The organism is Aliiroseovarius halocynthiae (assembly GCF_007004645.1).
GTDB classification, from domain to species: Bacteria; Pseudomonadota; Alphaproteobacteria; order Rhodobacterales; family Rhodobacteraceae; genus Aliiroseovarius; species Aliiroseovarius halocynthiae.
In genome coordinates this window covers 1687058-1707657 of the sequence record NZ_ML660019.1, presented here as the reverse complement: position 1 = coordinate 1707657, position 20600 = coordinate 1687058, and the positions used below count along the sequence as shown (strand labels likewise).

General features: G+C 58.7%; 21 protein-coding genes and 1 tRNA gene. 14 read left to right on the top strand and 8 right to left on the bottom strand.

What is annotated here, in order from left to right; genetic code table 11:
• Nucleotides 1-95: 95 nt before the first annotated feature.
• From FIL88_RS08395 to FIL88_RS08340, 12 genes are all read left to right on the top strand, one after another.
• Nucleotides 96-1544 (top strand): aldehyde dehydrogenase family protein, encoded by a 1449-nt coding sequence (locus tag FIL88_RS08395; RefSeq protein WP_142853292.1) that lies wholly within the window; start codon nucleotides 96-98, stop codon nucleotides 1542-1544.
• On the top strand, nucleotides 1544-2524 hold the full coding sequence (locus FIL88_RS08390; protein ID WP_142853291.1) for a membrane dipeptidase: 981 nt from the start codon (nucleotides 1544-1546) through the stop codon (nucleotides 2522-2524). The genes FIL88_RS08395 and FIL88_RS08390 overlap by 1 nt, the downstream gene beginning before the upstream one ends.
• A gap of 272 nt (nucleotides 2525-2796) precedes the next feature.
• Complete coding sequence (locus FIL88_RS08385) at nucleotides 2797-4503, top strand: hypothetical protein (RefSeq protein ID WP_142853290.1); 1707 nt, start codon at nucleotides 2797-2799, stop codon at nucleotides 4501-4503.
• A gap of 3 nt (nucleotides 4504-4506) precedes the next feature.
• On the top strand, nucleotides 4507-5154 hold the full coding sequence (locus tag FIL88_RS08380; RefSeq protein WP_142853289.1) for a DUF3726 domain-containing protein: 648 nt from the start codon (nucleotides 4507-4509) through the stop codon (nucleotides 5152-5154).
• A gap of 139 nt (nucleotides 5155-5293) precedes the next feature.
• Entirely contained in the window at nucleotides 5294-6301 is a 1008-nt protein-coding gene (locus tag FIL88_RS08375) for an Ldh family oxidoreductase (protein ID WP_142853288.1), read from the top strand.
• A 316-nt stretch (nucleotides 6302-6617) separates the two neighbouring features.
• Nucleotides 6618-8339 carry an arginine--tRNA ligase gene (gene argS, locus FIL88_RS08370; protein WP_142853287.1) on the top strand — a complete coding sequence of 574 codons (1722 nt, stop codon included), beginning with the start codon at nucleotides 6618-6620 and terminating at the stop codon, nucleotides 8337-8339.
• 247 nt (nucleotides 8340-8586) lie between these two features.
• A complete protein-coding gene (locus tag FIL88_RS08365; protein ID WP_185960884.1) occupies nucleotides 8587-9600 on the top strand; it encodes an SPOR domain-containing protein in 1014 nt (337 codons plus the stop codon).
• A 3-nt stretch (nucleotides 9601-9603) separates the two neighbouring features.
• Nucleotides 9604-10635, top strand: a complete 1032-nt coding sequence (locus FIL88_RS08360) for a glycoside hydrolase family 3 N-terminal domain-containing protein (RefSeq protein ID WP_142853285.1) — start codon at nucleotides 9604-9606, stop codon at nucleotides 10633-10635.
• Nucleotides 10622-11416 carry a segregation and condensation protein A gene (locus FIL88_RS08355; RefSeq protein ID WP_142853284.1) on the top strand — a complete coding sequence of 265 codons (795 nt, stop codon included), beginning with the start codon at nucleotides 10622-10624 and terminating at the stop codon, nucleotides 11414-11416. The genes FIL88_RS08360 and FIL88_RS08355 overlap by 14 nt, the downstream gene beginning before the upstream one ends.
• Nucleotides 11406-12104 (top strand): SMC-Scp complex subunit ScpB, encoded by a 699-nt coding sequence (gene scpB / locus FIL88_RS08350; protein WP_142853283.1) that lies wholly within the window; start codon nucleotides 11406-11408, stop codon nucleotides 12102-12104. Before FIL88_RS08355 ends, scpB begins: the two co-directional genes overlap by 11 nt.
• A 4-nt stretch (nucleotides 12105-12108) precedes the next feature.
• Nucleotides 12109-12315 carry a hypothetical protein gene (locus FIL88_RS08345; protein ID WP_142853282.1) on the top strand — a complete coding sequence of 69 codons (207 nt, stop codon included), beginning with the start codon at nucleotides 12109-12111 and terminating at the stop codon, nucleotides 12313-12315.
• Between the two features lie 11 nt (nucleotides 12316-12326).
• Nucleotides 12327-13010 (top strand): phytanoyl-CoA dioxygenase family protein, encoded by a 684-nt coding sequence (locus FIL88_RS08340; RefSeq protein WP_185960883.1) that lies wholly within the window; start codon nucleotides 12327-12329, stop codon nucleotides 13008-13010.
• Between the two features lie 5 nt (nucleotides 13011-13015).
• On the opposite strand, the gene FIL88_RS08335 is transcribed toward FIL88_RS08340, so the two are convergent.
• From FIL88_RS08335 to FIL88_RS08300, 8 genes are all read right to left on the bottom strand, one after another.
• A complete protein-coding gene (locus tag FIL88_RS08335; protein WP_142853280.1) occupies nucleotides 13016-14089 on the bottom strand; it encodes a 2'-deoxycytidine 5'-triphosphate deaminase in 1074 nt (357 codons plus the stop codon).
• Nucleotides 14090-14174: 85 nt separating this feature from the next.
• A tRNA-Pro gene (locus tag FIL88_RS08330) sits at nucleotides 14175-14251 on the bottom strand.
• A gap of 109 nt (nucleotides 14252-14360) precedes the next feature.
• The gene (locus tag FIL88_RS16920) at nucleotides 14361-15365 is read right to left on the bottom strand and encodes a MerR family transcriptional regulator (protein WP_246066650.1); all 1005 of its coding nucleotides are present in this window, start codon (nucleotides 15363-15365) and stop codon (nucleotides 14361-14363) included.
• Between the two features lie 50 nt (nucleotides 15366-15415).
• Complete coding sequence (gene ihfA, locus FIL88_RS08320; RefSeq protein WP_142853279.1) at nucleotides 15416-15718, bottom strand: integration host factor subunit alpha; 303 nt, start codon at nucleotides 15716-15718, stop codon at nucleotides 15416-15418.
• 174 nt (nucleotides 15719-15892) lie between these two features.
• Complete coding sequence (locus tag FIL88_RS08315) at nucleotides 15893-16867, bottom strand: beta-ketoacyl-ACP synthase III (protein ID WP_142853278.1); 975 nt, start codon at nucleotides 16865-16867, stop codon at nucleotides 15893-15895.
• Nucleotides 16864-17952 carry a phosphate acyltransferase PlsX gene (plsX, locus tag FIL88_RS08310; RefSeq protein WP_142853277.1) on the bottom strand — a complete coding sequence of 363 codons (1089 nt, stop codon included), beginning with the start codon at nucleotides 17950-17952 and terminating at the stop codon, nucleotides 16864-16866. The genes FIL88_RS08315 and plsX overlap by 4 nt, the downstream gene beginning before the upstream one ends.
• A gap of 56 nt (nucleotides 17953-18008) precedes the next feature.
• Nucleotides 18009-18218 (bottom strand): 50S ribosomal protein L32, encoded by a 210-nt coding sequence (gene rpmF, locus FIL88_RS08305; protein WP_108856658.1) that lies wholly within the window; start codon nucleotides 18216-18218, stop codon nucleotides 18009-18011.
• Nucleotides 18219-18462: 244 nt separating this feature from the next.
• The gene (locus tag FIL88_RS08300) at nucleotides 18463-19059 is read right to left on the bottom strand and encodes a YceD family protein (protein WP_142853276.1); all 597 of its coding nucleotides are present in this window, start codon (nucleotides 19057-19059) and stop codon (nucleotides 18463-18465) included.
• 145 nt (nucleotides 19060-19204) lie between these two features.
• Here FIL88_RS08300 and FIL88_RS08295 point away from each other — a divergent pair, with 145 nt between their 5' ends.
• Together FIL88_RS08295 and FIL88_RS08290 are read left to right on the top strand one after the other, a co-directional pair.
• On the top strand, nucleotides 19205-19678 hold the full coding sequence (locus tag FIL88_RS08295) for an outer membrane protein assembly factor BamE (RefSeq protein WP_142853275.1): 474 nt from the start codon (nucleotides 19205-19207) through the stop codon (nucleotides 19676-19678).
• Nucleotides 19679-19842: 164 nt separating this feature from the next.
• Nucleotides 19843-20583: a GNAT family N-acetyltransferase gene (locus tag FIL88_RS08290; protein ID WP_142853274.1), complete on the top strand. Its 741-nt coding sequence runs from the start codon at nucleotides 19843-19845 to the stop codon at nucleotides 20581-20583.
• The last annotated feature ends 17 nt before the right edge of the window (nucleotides 20584-20600 follow it).

Here is a 20600-nt window from a genome sequence, read left to right as displayed (position 1 = left end):
TCTGAAATTTAGTTCACTTATTTTAGTTTGACTGAAATATTCTGATTTGTCCATACTGGTCCAGAAATTGCGCAGAATTGAGCGGAGACTCTCGGATGACCGATACCAAACTGAACCTTATCGCGGGCACTTGGACAGCAGGTGTCAGCGAGGTCGAGAACCGAAACCCATCCGATCTTTCTGATCTGGTCGGAATGTTTGCACAGGCATCGTCGGATCAGTTGGAAGCTGCGCTTGATCAAGCGAAGATCGCACAGACTGAATGGGCCTCTTATGGGATCGAACGCAAGTATTCGGTGCTGATGTCTATTGGCAACGAGCTGATGGCGCGTGCTGAGGAACTTGGCGCTTTGCTGTCGCGGGAGGAGGGTAAGCCTCTGGCGGAAGGCAAGGGCGAAGTTTACCGCGCAGGTCAGTTTTTCACCTATTATGCAGCAGAAACGCTGCGGCAGATCGGCGAGAATGCCGACTCGGTTCGCCCAGATATCGAAGTGGACGTCCGTCGCGAAGCTATCGGCACTGTCGCTATCATCTCACCTTGGAACTTCCCGACTGCAACCGCATCATGGAAGATTGCTCCGGCGCTTTGCTATGGCAACGCCGTGGTGTGGAAGCCAGCCAACGTGACACCTGCTTCGGCGGTTGCATTGGCGGAAATCATCAACCGGCAGGACATCCCCAGGGGTTTGTTTAGCCTGGTGATGGGCGCAGGTCGCGAAATCGGCCAGCGTCTGGTGGAAAGCCCGAAAGTAAACGCCATTTCCTTCACGGGCTCGGTTCCTGTGGGCAAGGGTATCGCGACTGCGGCCATTCAGAACCTGACCAAAGTCCAGATGGAGATGGGATCGAAGAACGCTCTGGCTGTGATGGATGACGCCGATTTGGATCTGGCCGTGACGCTGGCGTTGGGCGGTGCCTTTGGTGGCACCGGTCAGAAATGTACCGCGTCCTCGCGTTTGGTTGTGCATGAAGCCATCCATGATGCCTTTGCAGAAAAGCTGGTAGCGGGGGCGCAGGCAATGAGGGTTGGCCACGCACTGGAAGAGGGCACGCAGATGGGCCCCGTCGTCAGCGAACAGCAGCTTTCGGAAAATCTGGCCTATGTGGATCTGGGCAAGTCGGAAGGTGCTGAACTGGCCTGCGGTGGTGCGCGTCTTGAGATGCCGCATCAAGGGTTCTACATGTCGCCCGGCGTGTTCCTGAACACCACCAATGACATGCGCATCAACCGCGAAGAAATGTTCGCGCCGCTGACCGCCGTGATCAAGGTAGGCAGCTATGAAGAAGCTCTGGCCACCGTCAACGACACTGACTTCGGCCTGACCTCGGGTATCGTGACGAAATCGCTGGCCCGCGCCACGCATTTCCGCCGCAACGCTCAGACCGGTGTCGTCACTGTGAACCTGCCGACCGCAGGCACGGATTATCACGTGCCGTTCGGTGGGCGTGGCGACAGCTCGTACGGTCCGCGTGAACAGGGCAAGGCAGCCGCTGAGTTCTACACCACGGTCAAGACCGCTTACATCAGCGCAGGCCCTGTCTGATGCGGATCGACGGTCTTCAATACGCCAACTGGTCCGAGAAGATCTTCCACCAGCTTCGTGAAGGGGGCGTGGACGCGATCCACGTCACCATCTCGTACCACGAGAATTTCCGCGAAACGGTTCTGAACTTTGAAAGGTGGAACCGCTGGTTCGAACAATATCCGGACCTAATCATGAAGGGGCTGTGGGCCAGTGATATTGACGTGGCCTGCGAAACTGGACGCACGGCTGTGTTCTTTGGCTTCCAGAATCCGTCGCCCATTGAAGATGACATCGGTCTGGTCGAGATCGCCCACACCCTTGGCGCCCGTTTCATGCAGCTGACCTATAACAACCAGTCGCTTCTGGCGACCGGCTGTTACGAAGCCGAAGACATGGGCATCACCCGCATGGGCAAACAGGTCATCAAAGAGATGAACCGCGTGGGCCTTGTGGTGGACATGAGCCACTCGGCGGATCGCTCGACCATCGAGGCCGCCGAGCTGTCCGAGCGTCCCATCGCCATTACGCACGCAAACCCGTATGACTGGTCGCCCGCCCTGCGTAACAAGAAAGATGCGGTGATCCGCGCTGTTACTGAAAACGGCGGCATGTTCGGTTTCTCGATTTATCCGCACCACCTGAAAGACAAGTCAGATTGCACGCTGGAAAGCTTCTGCGGGATGATCGCGCGCACGGCGGACAGGTACGGGATGGAGCATTTGGGGATCGGCACAGACCTATGTCAGGATCAGCCCGACAGCGTAGTGGAATGGATGCGCGTGGGCCGTTGGACCAAGGAAACCGACTATGGCGAAGGATCCAAATCCGCACCCGGTTTCCCCCGAATGCCCTGCTGGTTTGAAGATAACCGTCATTTCGGCAACATCGAAAACGGCCTGAAGGCTGTGGGCATGAATGACGGCGAAGTTGCCGACATCATGGGACGTAATTGGTATCGTTTTTTCGCAGATAATTTTGGTTCTCAGACGGGACGTTAAAGAGCCTGAGAACGGAGACTTGGCCCTGAGCGAACAGAGGGGCGAAATCTAGGGAGAGGTAGATGTCAGACGCATCTACGGGAGTAGCAGACGAGAAACCCAGCGGCGTGCCCAAGTTGAAAGGCTTTATCGCGACTACTGTTGCCTAGGCATCGCTGACCGTGTGGTTATCCTTATGGGACGCGCTGTGCATCACACCGACGAACGGCTGCAAGGAACAATATGATCGGCCGGGAAGTATCCGCTTGGCCACTAATTCTGAGGAGGACAGGATGAACACAGCGGCAACGCACTCCACAACGGTCCCTCTGCGCGATCCCGCGCAAGTGATGCGCCTTGCGCGCCTTGGATCATTGCATCAGTCTCGCCTGTCTTTCATGCGCATTCTGACGCGCCGGATAGCGCGCGAAGGCTGGACATTTGACCGTCCGGTGTTCGACATTGATGCGAAGGGTGTCGGGCATGCGGTGTTGTCTACTCACACCCCAGATCGCACTTATTCGCTTGTCGCCTTTGCCCATGACCTGCCGGCTGACATGCGCTCTGACCGCGTGATTGCCGAAGCGTGGGACTGCACATTCACCCTGTTTGACGGAGTGCCCACGCCCGATGATATCGCGCGCCTTTCTAAGAATATTCCCCTTCAAGAGGCAGGCCGCGTCACAGGGTCCGAGCTGTCGGTGTCACGTGCGAACCGGTCTGTTCGTCTGTGGGAGCATGTGGTCTCGTCTCTGGCAAAGGGCCAGCAACCGGATCCTGAAAAAATCGATGCGGTTGGCTATCTTATGCGCACAACCGCCGTCTACGGATCGGGCAAATTGGGTGCTGCGGATCGCGAGATGATCGCGGATCGCGCCGAATTCGCAACCCCGTTCCAGGTCGAGATGCTGTCCGTCTTCCTGACCCGTGCCTTTGTGCGCGATCTTGTTCAGCATATGGCCAACCAGCGTGCGGCGGGCGATGGCAAAACGGCAGCCAAGCTGGATCCCGAGATCGCCCGCTCGATGGGGATCGGGAATTCGACGGGGCTGGGTATGGCGCCTTTCCTGCTGAACCATCCGGTGCTGTTCAACAACTGGGTTGCCGCGCGCGAAACCGCGATTGCCCGTGTGCGCAGTGTCGAAACCGCCAGCGCGGACGAGGTCGCCGTTTTCCGGGATGTTTTCGATCGCAGCCTGCACTCGGTCGGGCATTGGCATTCCGAACATCCCATTCAGGTAAAGAAGCTTGCCGCGTTGAAAGCTGATCTTGATGCGCTGGAAAACCACATCACGACCGCCGACCTTTCAGCGGACTATCCGTGGAACCGCCTGTATACATGGGCCGAGACACATCTGGGCGTTGATGCGCAGGAATGCCTCGCCTCGCTGATCCTTGAACCTTACGGCGCGCTGGTGGATGATCTGGCGGATCACATGGCGGCGGATAACACTCCGACATTCCGCATCGCCGGTGCGATGACTTTGGGCAAGCTCAGCGAGATCCTGCAAGATGCCTATGGGTGGGCGGTCACGACCGACTGGAAGCAGCCCGATAACAAAGCGCGCGCGTGGTATGTTTCGGAAGAGAAGCTTGAGCCGCGTCTTGGCGAGCGTTTTGAGGAGCCGATCGAGGATTACGAACAGCCGCTTGCGCCCGGATTGGACGCGGCAACCCTGAATCAGGCGCTTGCCCATTGGCCGAAAGAGACTTCGGTCGCCGAGTTCCTGCTGCGTCATCCCGAGTATCGCCACATTGTGCGCCGCGCCCAGATTGTTGGACGTGCGCCTTATGCGGAAATCCGCGACAACACGATCTCGAAAGATGTGCTGCCTATCGACATGCTGCGCTGCAAGCTGGCCTTCTTTGGCGCTGTCCATTTCGACCCGCGCTCGGATCGCTGGGTTCGAATTTGCATGTATGGAAACGCGCCATTCCCGGAAGAGATCCAATCGCGCGATGCGGATCTCTGGGTCTATCCTGACGGCAAAGAGGTCTAATTCATGAGCCACTCGCTGAACGAAATCGAAGCCATGAGCAAACGGGCCGCGCGTGGGGCGGGCCTGTCATGGGGGCTGGCCGAGGAAGCCGCGAAGGGCACCCGTTGGTTGGCAGGCTATGGCTATCCGGGACCGGATCTGCTGGCGGATCTTCTAGAGTTGAATGACCGGCTGCCAGCCATCGATTTCTCGCCCACCTCTCTGGACGGCCTGTGGCGTGCGCCTGCCGGACGGATGAGCCCACTGATCGCCGGCGCTGCCATGTCGGATTGCGCCGTGCGCATGCTGGACGGTCAGGCCATCACCATTGCCGAGGTCAGTCAGCCGTTGCTGATAGTCCCCTTCGCTTCGGGCGCGGCGCTTCGTTTGGGCCAGCCCGTTGCGGTCGAATGGAATGATGTGTGTCTGACCACGGACGGCAAGCAGCTTTGCGTTCAAGGCGCGAAAGAGGGCGTTCTGACCACACATACATCCGAGGTGCGCTGTTCTGCACCGGCGCAGATGATGGCACCGACGAAACCGGTCATGCGGGCGAATGTCACCGACGCCTGTTGGGACCGTCTGGGCGCGTTTGCGCATCGTACCTATGCGCCCGCCACGGAAGCGTCACGCCTGCTTGGGGCCGGGGCTGGCCTGAACGACAACGATTAAAGCGTTTCGGGATAAACTTGGTACACAAGTTTGTCGTGAAACGCCCGCAACTTAGATTTCTTGCACTGCGTTGCGGCTTTTCCCTGCTTCAGGTTGAAGCCGAAACGCATTAATCAAAATAACAGAGACGGGATCGCAAATGACTGCCACTGAAACCCTTACATTGGCCGAGATTGAAACGCTGGCCCAGGACGCGCTGGTTGCGGCGGGGACCTCGCCCGAGAACGCAGCGCCACTGGCGAAAGCCACCGCAATGACCGAGGCCGACGGCGTCGCCTCGCATGGTCTGGCCTATATCCCGATCTATGCCGAGCACGTGCAATGCGGCAAAGTCGATGGCAATGCAAAGCCGGTTCTGTCGCAGCCCAAACCCTCGGTGGTGACGGTGGATGCGGCGACGGGTTTTGCGCATGCGGCCATCGATATGGGCTTTGAGAAACTGATCCCGGCAGCGAAAGAGCAGGGCGTTGCGGTTCTGGCAATCAACAACTCGTATAACTGCGGTGTTCTGGGCGTGCATACGCAGCGCCTTGCGCAGGCAGGGCTGATGGCCATTGGCTTCACCAACGCGCCTGCGTCCATTGCGCCGACGGGCGGGGCTAAGCCTGTGGTAGGCACCAACCCGTTCTCGGTCGCAGCACCGGGCCCGGATGGGCGTGCGGAGGTTCTGATCGACCAATCCGCGTCGACCATCGCCAAAAGCGAAGTGATGAAACACGCGCGCGAGGGCAAGCCGGTTCCTGAGGGTTGGGTTCTGGATGCTGACGGCAACCCGACAACCGATCCCGAGGCAGGCCTGAAAGGCTCGATGGTGCCGTCGGGCGGGTACAAGGGTGTAGGGATTGCGCTGATGGTCGAGATGATGGCCGCAGCCATGTCCGGCGCAACGCTTGGCAAGGATGCCAGCCCGTTTTCCGGCACCAAGGGCGGGCCGCCCAAGACCGGCCAGTTCTTCATCGCGATTGACCCGGATGCGACCTCGGGCGGGGCATTCGCCCAGCAACTGGCCGCACTGACCGAGGCTGTGCGGGCTGAGGATGGGGTGCGTGTCCCCGGCGACGGGCGCGGTACGAAGCGCGTACAGGCCGCACAGGACGGTGTTGCGGTGAATGCTGCGACGCTTGAAAAGATCCGCGCAATTCTCTGATCCGCGTCCGAACAGCGGGCCGAGCGGGCAGTCCCGCTCGGTTCTGGCTTTGGGGCCGGATGTCGTCCCATTTGCGCCCGCGCGCATCACTTCCCTGTAATTCTCGATAAGAACGCGTGCCGTAACCCGGTTCCGACCCCGCATCGCTTGACCTTTGGGGCGGGGCTGATAAAGCGTTTCGAGATCAAGTTGGGCCGCAGCTTGATTTCGAAACGCCCTCGAGATTGGTGAGTTCCGGGCGTTTCGCCATACTATTGTGTTTTAATAGTGTGTCGAAACGCTTTAGGAGTGCGCCTGAGAGAAAAGGACCAGACCGATGAACCTGTTTGCCGATATTCGCGCGCTTGTGATTGATGCCCTGACCACGATGGTCAGCGAAGGCGCTTTGCCCGAGGGGCTGAACTTTGACAATGTGGCGGTCGAACCTCCGCGCGATGCTGCGCATGGGGATATGGCGACGAATGCGGCCATGGTTTTGGCGAAACCTGCCAAGATGAAGCCCCGCGATATCGCGGATGTGCTGGCCGCGAAGCTGGCCCAAGACGCGCGCGTTGACGTGGCTGAAGTTGCCGGGCCGGGCTTTCTGAACCTGCGGTTGGACGCATCTGTCTGGACCGGACTTGTTGAAGGCGTTCTGGCCGATCCCAGCTATGGTCGTTCGACCATGGGCGCCGGGCAGAAAGTGAATGTGGAATATGTTTCGGCCAACCCGACGGGGCCCCTGCATGTGGGTCACACGCGGGGCGCTGTCTTTGGCGACGCGCTGGCCAGCCTGTTGGACTATGCCGGTCACGATGTAACCCGCGAATACTATATCAACGATGGTGGCGCACAGGTCGACGTGTTGGCACGGTCTGTTTACCTGCGGTATCTCGAAGCACATGGCCAAGAGGTCGCATTTGAAGACGGCACCTATCCAGGCGACTATTTGATCCCGTTGGGCGAGGCGCTGAAGGCCAAGGTGGGCGACGCCTATGTCGGTAAACCCGAAGCCGATTGGCTGGTCGAGATCCGCGAATACGCCACCGAAGCCATGATGGACCTGATCCGGGAAGATCTGGCCATGTTGGGTGTGAAGATGGATGTCTTCTATTCGGAAAAATCGCTGTATGGCACGGGCCGGATTGAAGGCGCGATCGCAACGCTTGAGGGCAAAGGCCTGATCTATGAGGGCGTGCTTGAGCCGCCCAAAGGCAAAAAGCCCGAGGATTGGGAGCCGCGCGAGCAGACCCTGTTCAAGTCGACCGAGCATGGGGATGATGTCGACCGCCCGGTGAAAAAGTCGGACGGCAGCTGGACCTATTTCGCACCGGATATTGCGTATCACTTCGATAAGGTCGAGCGCGGCTTTGACGCGCTGATCGACGTGTTTGGCGCTGATCACGGTGGCTATGTGAAGCGGATGAAGGCGGCTGTGTCGGCGCTTTCCGACGGTAAGGTGCCGCTGGATATCAAGCTGACCCAGCTGGTGAAGCTCTATAAAAACGGTGCACCGTTCAAGATGTCCAAGCGGGCAGGGACCTTTGTGACCTTGCGCGATGTGGTCGAGCAGGTGGGGGCAGACGTAACCCGTTTCGTGATGCTGACACGGAAGAACGATGCGCCGCTGGATTTCGATTTCGATAAGGTGCTGGAGCAATCCAAGGACAACCCGGTCTTCTATGTGCAATACGCCCATGCGCGTGTGCGCTCGGTTCTGAGGAAGGCGGACGAGCAGGGCGTGACCCTGACTGACACGCCAAATCTGCAAGACGAAGCCGAGCTGGCGGTCGCCAAGAAACTGGCCGAATGGCCGCGTTTGGTCGAAATCGCCGCACGGACCCACGAACCGCACCGGATCGCGTTCTATCTGTACGAGCTGGCCTCGGAATTCCATGCGCTGTGGAACCGCGGCAACGACAAGCCCGAGCTGCGCTTCCTTCAGGATGGCAAGAATGACTCATCGGCGGCAAAAATTGCCCTACCGCGTGCAGTGGCCGTTGTCATTTCGTCGGGATTGGGTATTTTGGGCGTAACTCCGGCCGAGGAAATGCGCTGACAAAATGCGCCCCGGTCGAGTACGAGTAGAGCAGTTTGACCGGCGCAGGGTGTGGAAAGAGCCATAAGGCCAAGCCCCTGAAATCCGGGTGTGAGGCAAGATGGCAGAAGCAAATTGGGGGCATGGCGCCCCGAATCCGGCGTATCAAAATCAACCAAACTATGGGCATCGTCCCGTGGCGGCACCTGCAAGCGGGTCTGCTTACGTACATCCCGCGCATGGTGGCCCGGCACCTCAACCAGCGCCGATGCAGACCCATTCATATGAATATCAGGATGAGCATGGTCACCACGCCTATGCCACGCCAACCGCGCCGAGTGGACGCGGAGCTGCTGGGTTTCTGAACTATGCAGGCGCAGCTGTGTCTTTGACCCTAATCGTTGGTCTTGCCGTGTGGGGTTATAAATTGGCGGTTCGCGATGTAACTGGCATTCCGGTCGTGCGTGCGCTGGAAGGCCCGATGCGTGTGCAGCCAGATAATCCGGGTGGACAATCGGCCGACCATCAGGGGCTAGCTGTCAACGCTGTGCAAGCAGAAGGTGAGGCATCGGCGCCGGCGGATCGTCTGGTCCTTGCGCCCGAGCCTGCGTCACTGACCGGCGACGAAGCCCTGGTCGCTGACGTGGCTCGTGCTGATACAGATCAAACAATGCCAGCTGTAGCCATTCAAGCCTATGTGCAGGACCCGAGTAGAGAACTTGATCCCGTTGCTGCGGCGCTGTCCATCGCCGAGCAGATCGCGGCAGATGTAGCGCCTTTGGCTGCGACTGGTGCCGAACAACCGGGCGAGCGGGTTGCTTCCATCGCGTCCACGCCCCTTTCTCCTGCGGTCGACCCTGCTCCCGCTGCGGCTGATGCGGCAGGTATCAAGATTGTTCCGGCGTCATTGCCCGGAGTCAGCACGTCGCTTCGACCAGCCCACCGCCCCGCCGGGTTGAATACCAAACTGTCCACCCCAGCGCCTTCCACCTCAGCGCCCACTTTGGATGTCGACCCGTCTACTTTGCCTTCAGGCACCCGTTTGGTGCAGCTGGGGGCATATGACAGCCCCGAGGTCGCACGCCAACAATGGAGTGTTCTGGCCGCGCGTTTCGAAGACTATATGGGCGGCAAATCCCGCGTGATCGAAAAGGCGCAGACTGGTGGCAAGACGTTCTATCGTTTGCGTGCGATGGGCTTTGCTGATCTGGCGGATTCGCGTCGCTTCTGTTCCGTGTTGATGGCGGCCAAAGCGGCCTGCATCCCGGTCGCTACGCGGTAAATCATGTCCCGCATTGGCGCATATATCCTGGGCTGCGACGGCACCGCGCTTTCGCGCGCCGAGCGGGATTTTTTCGAACGTGCGCAGCCTTGGGGATTTATTCTGTTTGCGCGCAACGTGGACACGCCCCAGCAGTTGCGCGCCCTGACCAGCGAATTGCGCGGTGCTGTTGGTCGAAACGTCCCAATCTTTATTGACCAAGAAGGCGGGCGTGTGGCGCGGATGGGGGCCCCTCACTGGCGCGAATGGTTGCCTGCGCTGGATCAGGTGAAGCTGAATCCCAAGGGATCGGTCCGCAGTTTGTATATCCGCTATCGCCTGATCGCGGACGAGCTTTTGGCGGTTGGCATCGATGGGAATTGCGCACCCTTGGCTGATATTACCAGCGCCGACACGCATCCCATTTTGCGAAATCGTTGTTATGGCGAAGACGTGGTCAAAGTGGCCGAGCGTGCCGCCAGCGTGGCGCAGGGGCTGTTGGATGGCGGTGTGCTGCCCGTGGTGAAACACATCCCGGGGCATGGTCGGTCAACGTTGGACAGCCATCTGGAACTTCCGCGCGTCAAAACCAAAGCCAAGGAGTTGGGCTGGACCGACTTCATGGCGTTCGAGCCGCTTGCTGGACTGCCCCTTGGCATGTCCGCACATATCGTTTTTGACGACATTGATCCTGACCACCCTGCCACACAAAGCCCCGAGATGATCGCCCTGATCCGGGGCAAGATCGGCTTTGGTGGGCTGTTAATGACGGATGATATCTCGATGCAGGCGCTGTCGGGTGCTTTGTCCGTGCGATCCCGTGCCGCACTTCGCGCCGGGTGTGACATTGTTTTGCACTGCAATGGTGTGCTGGAGCAGATGGAAGAGGTCGCCGAGGCCTGCGGCGATCTTTTAGGCGAAGCGCTTTCACGCGCCGATGCCGCGCTTTCCTGGCGCAAACCGCCCCTTTCCATTGACATTGACGCCCTAGACGCTGAATTTCAAAGCCTGATGACTGGTGAAACAGCAGCACAGGCAGGTGATGAGCGAGACTGACGCGTTTCAGGAAGACAAGATGTCCGTGTCCGAGCGGTTGGCCGCCGAGGCGCTGATCGTCGATGTCGAGGGGTTTGAAGGCCCGCTCGATCTTCTTTTGACGTTGTCACGGACGCAAAAGGTGGATCTGCGCAAGATCTCGGTGCTGGATCTGTCGGTGCAATATCTTGCATTCGTGGAACGTGCGCGTCACCTGCGGATCGAGCTGGCTGCGGATTACCTTGTGATGGCGGCGTGGCTTGCTTTCCTGAAATCACGTTTGCTGCTGCCACCCGATCCCACCGAAGAAGGCCCATCGGGGGAAGAGCTGGCCGCACACCTTGCTTTCCAGCTGGAACGTTTGCAGGGCATGCGCGATGCCGCCGCCAAGCTGATGGCCCGTGACCAGTTGGGGCGCGACTTCTTTGCCCGTGGCGTACCCGAGGACGTGACCCGCGTGCGCCGCGTCACCTATACCGCGACGCTGCTTGATCTGATGCAAGGCTATGCGCGCATCCGCACCAAGGATGAATTCCGCCCCTTTGTCATGGACCGCGACGCGCTGATGACGATGGAGCAGGCACTGGAACGGATGCGTGGGCTGATCAACTATGCGGGCGACTGGACTGAACTGACCTCGTACCTGCCCGAAGGGTGGCAGGTTGAACCCGCCAAGCGCCGTTCGGCCATGGCTGCAAATTTCGCCGCAACGCTGGAAATGGCCAAACGGGGCGAACTTGAACTTAGACAGGGCGATACGTTCTCGCCCATTCAAATCCGCAGGAAATCGAATGACGGATGATGTAATCAGTGACACGCCTCGTGAAGGGCCCCGTGACGAACAGGGTGCAGATGCCCGCGAGGAAAGCCTGTTTGAAGCCCCCCCGATGGGCGAACAAGAGCGGATGGTCGAAGCCATCCTCTTTGCCTCGACCGAGGCCGTCAGCGTGAAAGAGCTGGAAGACCGCATGCCCCATGGATGCGACGCTGCCGAGGCATTGGTCCATCTGCGAAAACGCTATGAAGGGCGCGGCGTGACTGTCGTGAAAGTCGGCGACGCATGGGCGATCCGCACCGCTCCCGATCTTGGGTATCTGATGCAGAAGGAAACGGTCGAGCAGCGAAAGCTGTCCCGCGCCGCGATCGAGACTTTGGCGATTATCGCCTATCATCAACCCGTTACCCGTGCCGAGATCGAAGAGATTCGCGGCGTCTCTGTCAGCCGTGGCACCATTGATCAACTGATCGAAATGGAATGGATCCGCTTTGGTCGCCGTCGAATGACGCCCGGCCGTCCCGTGACCTTCGTGGTCACGCCTGGGTTCCTTGATCATTTCGGACTTGAAAGCGCACGCGATCTGCCGGGACTGAAAGAGCTGCGCTCGGCCGGTCTGTTGGAAAGCCGGCCCCCACCCGGTGCGATGCCCGGACCCAGCAGCGACGAAGACGACGAAAGCCCGGAAGGCCAGTCAGAACTGTTCGAGGATTGAAGATATGAATGCCAATCAGCTGATCAACATGGTTATTCGGATCGTAACGCGCCGCCTGATCAACAAGGGCGTGAATGCAGGTCTTGATGCGGCGTCCCGTCGGGGGAAACGGCCTGAAGATATGACGCCGGAAGAGCGAAAGGCCGCGCGCAACACCAAAGAAACAGCCAAACGCACACGCCAAACCATGCGGATTTTGCGCCGAAGATAGTGGGTGGCAGCGTGACTGCAAATCCCCCGAGCAGGAAATCCGAGTTCAAGGAAACCGGCCATCTGTGGCTGCGTGGCGCCTTGTCAGAAGAAGAGCTTGCACCATTTGATGCTGTCGCCGAACAGAACGCTCGTGCGGGGCAACGTTTGTCCGTTAACGGCCTGGGGCTTGCCGGGGTCCTTGCAGGCGATGCTCATTTACAGGCGCTGATCAACGAGGTCGATCCTAAAGCGCGCCCCGTTCGCGCTGTTTCTTTCAACAAATCCGAACATGCAAACTGGGGTGTTCCGTGGCATCAGGATCGGGTCATTTGTGTTGACCAGAAACATGATGTGCCGGGATTCACCAATTGGACCGAGAAGGCTGGCATCGTGCATTGCGAGCCGCCAGCCGAGTTGCTGCAACAGATGTTATTTGTGCGCGTTCATCTGGACGATACCGACGAACGGAACGGCGCGATGCAAACGGCCGTGGGCACTCACGTGCTGGGAGTGGTCCCGTCGGAGCAGGCCGAAGCTGCCACTGCTGGGTTTCCAATCGACACGGGCGATGCGCGCCGGGGCGACGTATTGATTATGAATATGCTGACCCTGCATGCGTCGAAACCTGCGGTGACGCAGTCCAGCCGCCGGGTGTTTCGGTTTGATTATGCGGGATTTGACCTGCCTCTGCCTTTGAAGTGGGCAACCGGTTGAGCGGGCTACCTGAAGTGTTTCGACAATTTCAATCCTTGCCCCTGATAGTTCGACTTGATGTCGACACCATAGAGCGCCTCGGGGATTTCGCTCATCTTTTCATAGACAAGGCGACCGACGACCTGACCGTGCTCCAAGACAAAGGGGGCCTCGTGGCAGCGCACTTCAAGCACACCGCGTGAACCTGATCCTCCCGCCGCGTCATAGCCAAAGCCGGGGTCAAAGAAGCCTGCATAGTGCACGCGAAACTCGCCGACCATCGCCAGATAGGGGGCCATTTCTGCTGCGCAATCGGGTGGGATGGCGATGGCTTCGCGGCTAACAAGGATATAGAATGCGCCGGGGTCAAGGATGATGCGGCCTTCGGTCGTGCGGACCTCTTCCCAATAATCGGCAGGGTCGTAATACGCCAGTTTTGACAGGTCCACGACACCGGAATGGCGTTTTGCGCGATAGCCGACCAGGTCACCTGTTTCGGGGCGCAAGTCGACCGAAAAGCCCAATCCGTCCGAGATCACCGGATCGCCCGACACAATCGGATTGCGGGTATGCACGGCGCGCAGCTCGTCATCGGACAGGATGGTTTTGCCTTGCCGGAAGATAATCTGGTTCAGAAGTTGGCCGGGTTGCGCCACGACGGAAAAGCTCTGCGGGCAAATCTCGGCATAAAGCGGGCCGTCATAGCCTTCGGGCACGCGGTCAAATTCGATCCCCTGATCGGTAATCACGCGGGTCATCAGGTCGACCCGCCCGATCGAGCTTTTGGCGCTGGCGGCAGCGGTCATGCCCCCGGGCAGGTTTAGCCGCTCCATCAGCGGAATCACATAGACGCAGCCCTTTTCCAGCACAGCGCCACCGGTCAGGGACAACTCGTGCATGGTCAGTTCCGACAATCGATCGGCCACCGTCGCATCCTTGCCGGGCAAGAACGACGCGCGTACGCGATAGGCTTTTTCACCCAGACGCAGGTCAAGTGACGCAGGTTGGATCTGTTCGTTCAGAATGGGCGAGGACGCGGAGATACCGCCTTCCGTGATCATTTGCCGGATCTGGTGATCGGCTAGCACACCGGATTTCATGGCGTTCCTCCTTCGCCGCAGGCCGAATAGCGGCCTGATCCATACAAAAACACCCGCCCGAATGCCGGGCGGGCGTTTTTTGATTTGGTCGGGCTAGCAGGACTCGAACCTGCGACCTTCCGTCCCCCAGACGGACGCGCTACCAGGCTGCGCCATAGCCCGACTGAGGCCCTTACATAGTGATTTTCGCGGGTAGGGCAAGCGGGAAAAGCGCGGAGAATGCGCTTTCTTTCCAATGCGTCTGTCGAAGGCGTTAACCGCGTCATTCCACCTATCCATTGTCCACTTGATTGGCTGCCGGCGCGGCAGGCATCCGTGAGGCCAACTGAACCAGTCGGTCAGCCAGGTCGCGTAATACATCTTCAGACAGTGTCCCGCCACTTGCCCGGAAGGACCGAAGTTGTACGCTTGGCATGGCGTTGGAAGCGACGGAAATAGCGTCATCCGCTGCGTCTGGCGCGACGTGCGAAACATCAATTGGGGCAGGGGCGGCGGCTGTGAGATCCTCGGCCGTTTCCTCTGAAGTGGGTTCAGGTTCAGTTTGCTTGGTGCCCTGTGTGGCCACGAGTTCGTGGGCCTCCGATTTTGGAGCATCGGAAATAACATCTGCTTCCTGTTCATATGGTTCTGGATCAGACGCAGAAAGCGCAAGCGTGTGTTGCGGAGTTGTCTCTTCTGTAACTTCCAGCTCTGCCTCATAAGAGGTCGAGAACAGGTCTGGTTCGGTTGCCGGTTCTTCTGCGGCATCAGAGGCCTCTGGCCTCACGGGGGGGGAGAGCTCCTCTTGTGAGGCGGGGTTAGCAGCTGTTTCTTCGCCTGAGAGTTCGACGAACTCGTCTGGAGTTTCCGGCCCAGGGTTGTTGACACCCATTTGGTCTCTGAACGCTGTTTCATGCTCGGTGGCAATCTCTGCGGGCGGCGCCTCTTCCTGCTCTTCGGCATCTTGCGAGGTAAGAAGCACAACATTTGTTTCGGCTTCTTCCCGCATCTCGTCGCTGTTCAGCGGTGGCGACATGGCAGCTACATGTTTGATACCATGTTCGCGCAGCAGTTTTTGAACGCCACGAATAGTCATGCCATCTTCGTGCAACAGCTTTCGAATGCCGCCCAAAAGCTCCATATCGGCTGGGCGATAATACCGCCGTCCGCCCGCGCGCTTGACCGGTTTCACCTGCGTGAACCGGCTTTCCCAAAACCGCAACACATGCGTTGGCACGCCCAGCCAATCGGCCACCTCGCTGATGGTGCGAAAGGCGTCAGGTGACTTCTTGTCCATGATGGTGTCTGCCCGTTAGGAATGCAAAGTGGTGAGCGGTCAGATGCGGATCAGCGCTTGTTTCCGGCGGCAACCCGATCTTTCATCAGATGCGATGGGCGGAACGTCAGAACACGGCGCGGAAGGATCGGCACTTCTTCCCCTGTTTTGGGGTTGCGCCCCACGCGGGCAGCTTTATCGCGCACCGAAAAGGTTCCGAATGACGAGATCTTAACGCTTTGGCCAGAAACCAATGCGTCCGAGATGTGGTTCAACACGTTTTCCACCAGCTGCGCGCTTTCATTGCGCGACAGGCCGACCTCATGAAACAAGGACTCGCTTAGGTCCATGCGGGTCAAAGTCTTTTCACTCATATTGTCCCCCTACAAATATTTTAGCCCCATTTATCCGTATACAGGCTCTGGGCATGTTCAGATAGTTTTCAGAGCATGGAAGGTTTGAAATTCCGAGTCAATATCAATGGCTTGCAAAAGCAGTTGCCCGCTTATGCAAGTCATGGAAGAATTTCCTGAATTTGGGGGCGGGTGTTACCAGCGCAGAACCACAGCGCCCCAGGCCAAGCCGCCACCGATGGCTTCAGCAACCAGAAGATCACCGTCCTTGATCTTGCCTTCGCTTCGCGCAACCGACATTGCCAGAGGGATAGACGCGGCCGAGGTGTTGCCATGGTCCTGAACGGTCACGACCACGCGCTCCATCGGGACGCCAAGCTTCTTGGCAGTGCCCTGAATGATGCGGATATTGGCTTGATGGGGCACGATCCAGTTCACGTCGTCATCGGTCAGACCCGCTTTGGTCAAGGCCGCTTCCGCGGTTTGGGCCAGCTTTCCAACGGCTTGACGGAACAGGGGATTGCCCTGCATTCGCAAATGGCCCGAGGTTTGCGTGGTTGACACCCCGCCGTCCACATAAAGCATCTCGCGCATGCTGCCGTCCGAGTTCAGATCCGCAGACAGGATGCCACGATCATCGCTGGTGCCGGTGCCATCCTGTGCCTCAAGCACAAGCGCACCTGCGCCGTCTCCGAACAAAACGCACGTGGCGCGGTCGGTCATATCCAAAATGCGCGAAAACGTTTCAGTGCCGATGACCAAAACACGCTTGGCTTGCCCCGAAACGACCAACGCGTTTGCATTGGTCAGGGCAAAAACGAACCCGGCGCAAACCGCTTGGACATCGAAGCCATATCCGCGCGTCATGCCCAGTTCATTCTGCACCATCGTGGCGACGGACGGAAAGGTCAGATCCGGCGTCGATGTGGCCACAACAATGGCATCAATGTCGTCTGGTTTAAGCCCTGCATCTGCGAGCGCCGCGCGGGCAGCATGTGCGCCCATTTGCGAGGTGGTTTCGCCTTCTGCCGCAAAGTGGCGGCGCTCAATACCCGAGCGTGTGCGAATCCATTCATCGGACGTGTCGACAATCTCTTCGAAATACGAGTTTGGAACCACGCGTTCGGGCAGATAGTGCCCGACGCCTTTGACCACGGCGCGAAGTGTCATTCTGGCTGCTTACCTTCCGGTTTCTTGTTCTTATTATCTTGGTTCTGCACGCCTGCGGACGCAACCCGGGCTGCGAGTTTCTCATTGAAGCCGCTTTCGGCCAGACGGAAGGCCAGCTTTACCGCAGCGGACATGCCCGTCGCATCGGCTGATCCATGACTTTTCACCACGGTGCCATTCAATCCAAGAAACACGCCGCCATTGTTGCGACGCGGATCCACGCGTTTGCTGAGACGCTTCAGAGAGGTCAGCGCCAAGAGGGCCGAGATCTTCGACAGAATCGTTGCATTGAATGCATCCCGCAGCAGTCCCGAAACAAGGCTTGCAGTACCCTCGGCGGTTTTCAACGCCACGTTCCCGGTAAAGCCATCGGTGACGATGACGTCTACGCGGTCCGATGGGATGTCCCCGCCTTCTACAAAACCCACATAATCGATATTCGCATCGTCAGCGACGTTGCCAATCAGCTCATGTGCGCTTTTCAGTTCGGGGCGGCCTTTGTGTTCTTCGGTGCCGACGTTCAAAAGGCCGACACGCGGGCGTGCCATACCAAGCCCGTTGCGGGCGTAGGACGCGCCCATCATGGCATATTGCAGAAGATCAGTGTCATCGGCGCGAATGTCAGCGCCCACATCCAGCATCACGTTAAAGCCCGCCGCATTGCGCGAGGGCCACAGACATGCAATCGCAGGGCGATTCACGCCAGGCAACTTACGCAGGCGCACCATGGACAACAGCATCAGCGCGCCGGTATTGCCGCAGCTGACGGCCACATCGGCATCGCCATTGCGCACGGCATCAATGGTCGACCACATCGAGGTGTTCTGACCATTGCGCATCACATAGCTGGGTTTTGCGTCCATCGTTACGACTTCGTCGGCGTGACGAATCTCGCAAACCTCATCCAACCCTTTGGTGCGCGCGACGAGTTTTTCGAGTTCGGGTTTGTTGCCGTGCAGAATGAACCCGATATTTGGGTTCTTATCTGCAGACAGCGCAAGACCGGCAACGACGGCTGCCGGTCCAAGATCTCCGCCCATGGCGTCGACCGATACGATTGTGCGTTTGGGGGCGTTCATTGTCATTCTTTATCCCATGCTCGGGGATTTTCTGACATGCCCACCCGCGCGGGGCAAGTGCCTTACGCCGCGTCCTCGTCATCCAGGTCGATTTCGTCGGCCATGGCAACAACTTCACGGTCGTCATAGTGGCCGCAGGACGGGCACACGTGGTGAGGGCGCTTCAGCTCGCCGCAGTTCGAGCATTCGTTCGGGTTCGCAGCAACCAGAGCGTCATGTGCGCGGCGATTGTTGCGGCGCGACTTGGATACTTTGTTCTGTTGGACGGCCATGGTCTCAACCTTCGATTTTGGGGGCGCATGGCCCGGTGATTTCTTTAGGCTTCGGCGAAGCCTGCTTATCCTCGTGTCTGAGTCTGGCGCCTCATACGCTGTTTGCGGGGCGCTGTCCAACCCATCTTGTGGAAGAAGCCGGGAAAATACTGGGTTTCTTCTGTCTTGCAAGTGCCGATTGGCCGGATTTCGCGGAAAACCAAAGTTTTTCACGTGAATCCCGGTCGTGTAACGTCTGCGCCGGTTACTTGTCGCTATTTTCCGAGTCGCTTTTGCCCGTCATTTGATCGCGCAAAGCGGACAGACCCGCAAAGGGTTTGGCGTCATCGTCGCTCATCGGGGCGATTCCGGGGGCCGAGAAATTGGCCTGATCCAATTCGGCCCCATCGACGCGCGGGAAGAGGGGCAAAGACAGCGCAAGGGATTCGGTCATCACCGTGCCCAAATCGAACTCGGATCCCAATTGTTCCAGCGTCTCGTCATCCGGCATTTCGATCTCGTCCCCCGCTTCAAGCTCGGGCAGATCGCGCACCCAGCGGCGGCGCACTGGTTCTTCTATACGCGTGGTGACGGGGTTCAGCGTGACAACGCAATCCTGCACGACGGTCGCGCCCAGATGCGCTGTAAGCTGCCAATCAGTCTTGCCTCGCGCGGCCAGCGTCCCCTTGAAACGCAGCTTTCGAAGGCCGGGCAGGCCCAGATCCGCGGCAATGGCCTTGCACTCAGCTTCGGTCGGGATCAGCTCGAATGTGGTGTCCAGTTTTGTCGACAGATCCGCCACCCGCAAAATGTGCTGATACACGGGGGCGCCCGAGTTGTCTGGGGATGTATCTGAGCTCATGTTGATGTCTCCTGATCGTCGTAGCAAACCGGATATGGTGGGAATCCTAACCACTGGCAAGCACAAGCGGTATCGTTTCTTGAACCAAAGCTATTCCTGCGATAAGCCGATACCCAGAAGCAAGGGCAGAACGCAAGGGGAGCATATGGCTTATCTGACCGATCGGGTGAAACGCGCAGGCAAGGCGATTGCCATTGTTGTGCTTGGCGTAACCTTGACCGCGTGTTCTGCGACCTATCGCAATCACGGCTATATGCCCGTGCAAGAGGACGTGGATGCCTTGGTTGTGGGCAAAGACACACGCGAAACCGTAGCCGAGGCGATCGGCAAACCGGGAACTGCGGGTCTTTTGTCAGAAAGCGGGTATTACTATGTCCGCTCGCGGTTCGAGCATTACCTGTATAACGCGCCCAAAGAAATTGACCGCCAGATTCTGGCCATCAGTTTTGACAGCCGGGGGCGGGTCGAGAACATAGAGCGTTTCGGGTTGGAGAATGGCCGTGTCGTCACACTTGAGCGCCGCGTGACTGACAGCAACATCAAGGGGGTCAGCTTCCTGCGACAGCTCTTTGGTTCCTTCGGCCGGATCGACATTGCTGAGCAGTTCCGCGGGGGGTGATCTCTGCCGAAACTTGAAATGGGCGCCGGGCTTCCAGCGCCTTTTTCGTTTCGGGAGCACGGCTGAATATCATTGCCCCTTTCGCGCAGTCACCGATCTGTCATATTCTGAAGGCAGACAAGTGGGACAATACTGGCGCTTTGCACGAAGACCGGAGGCTACACATGCCGACAGGGAATCCGCCTCGCTATCAGGCTCGGTTTGATGAAACGCAGGCAGATGTTCTGGCTGCGCAGGAGCTGCGCCATCGGTGTTTTCGCGGAGGGCAGGGGCTGGATGCGGATGCCTATGATGCAGTTTGTCGCCACGTTTTGGTCGAAGACATAACAACCGGCGATTTGGTCGCCTGTTTTCGCCTCATGCCGTTTTCGAATGGTGACGCGATCGGTGACAGCTACTCGGCCCAGTTTTATGAGTTGTCGGCGCTACGAGACTATTCCGACCCGTTAATCGAGATGGGCCGTTTCTGTATTGACCCCGATGTGCAAGGTGGGGCTGACATCCTGCGTGTCGCGTGGGGGGCGATGACGCGCTATGTGGATCAGGAAAAGATCGGGCTGATGTTTGGCTGTTCGTCATTTCAGGGCACGGACGAGGCACGCTATTTGGACACATTCGCACTGCTGAGGGACCGCCATATTGCCCCTAAACGCTGGCTGCCGCGTGTCAAAGCGCCCAAAGTGTTTCGCTTTGCCCAGCGATTGCGCCGCGCACCGGATGCCAAACGCGCCATGTTGGGCCTGCCACCCCTTTTGCGCACCTATCTGATGATGGGGGGCTGGGTGTCGGACCATGCTGTTGTGGATCACGATTTGGATACGCTTCACGTATTTACCGGGGTCGAGATCGCCGCCGTTCCTCCTGCGCGGGCGCGATTGCTTCGGGCAGTGTCGTCACCCGCTTGACCAGACCGGTACAAGCC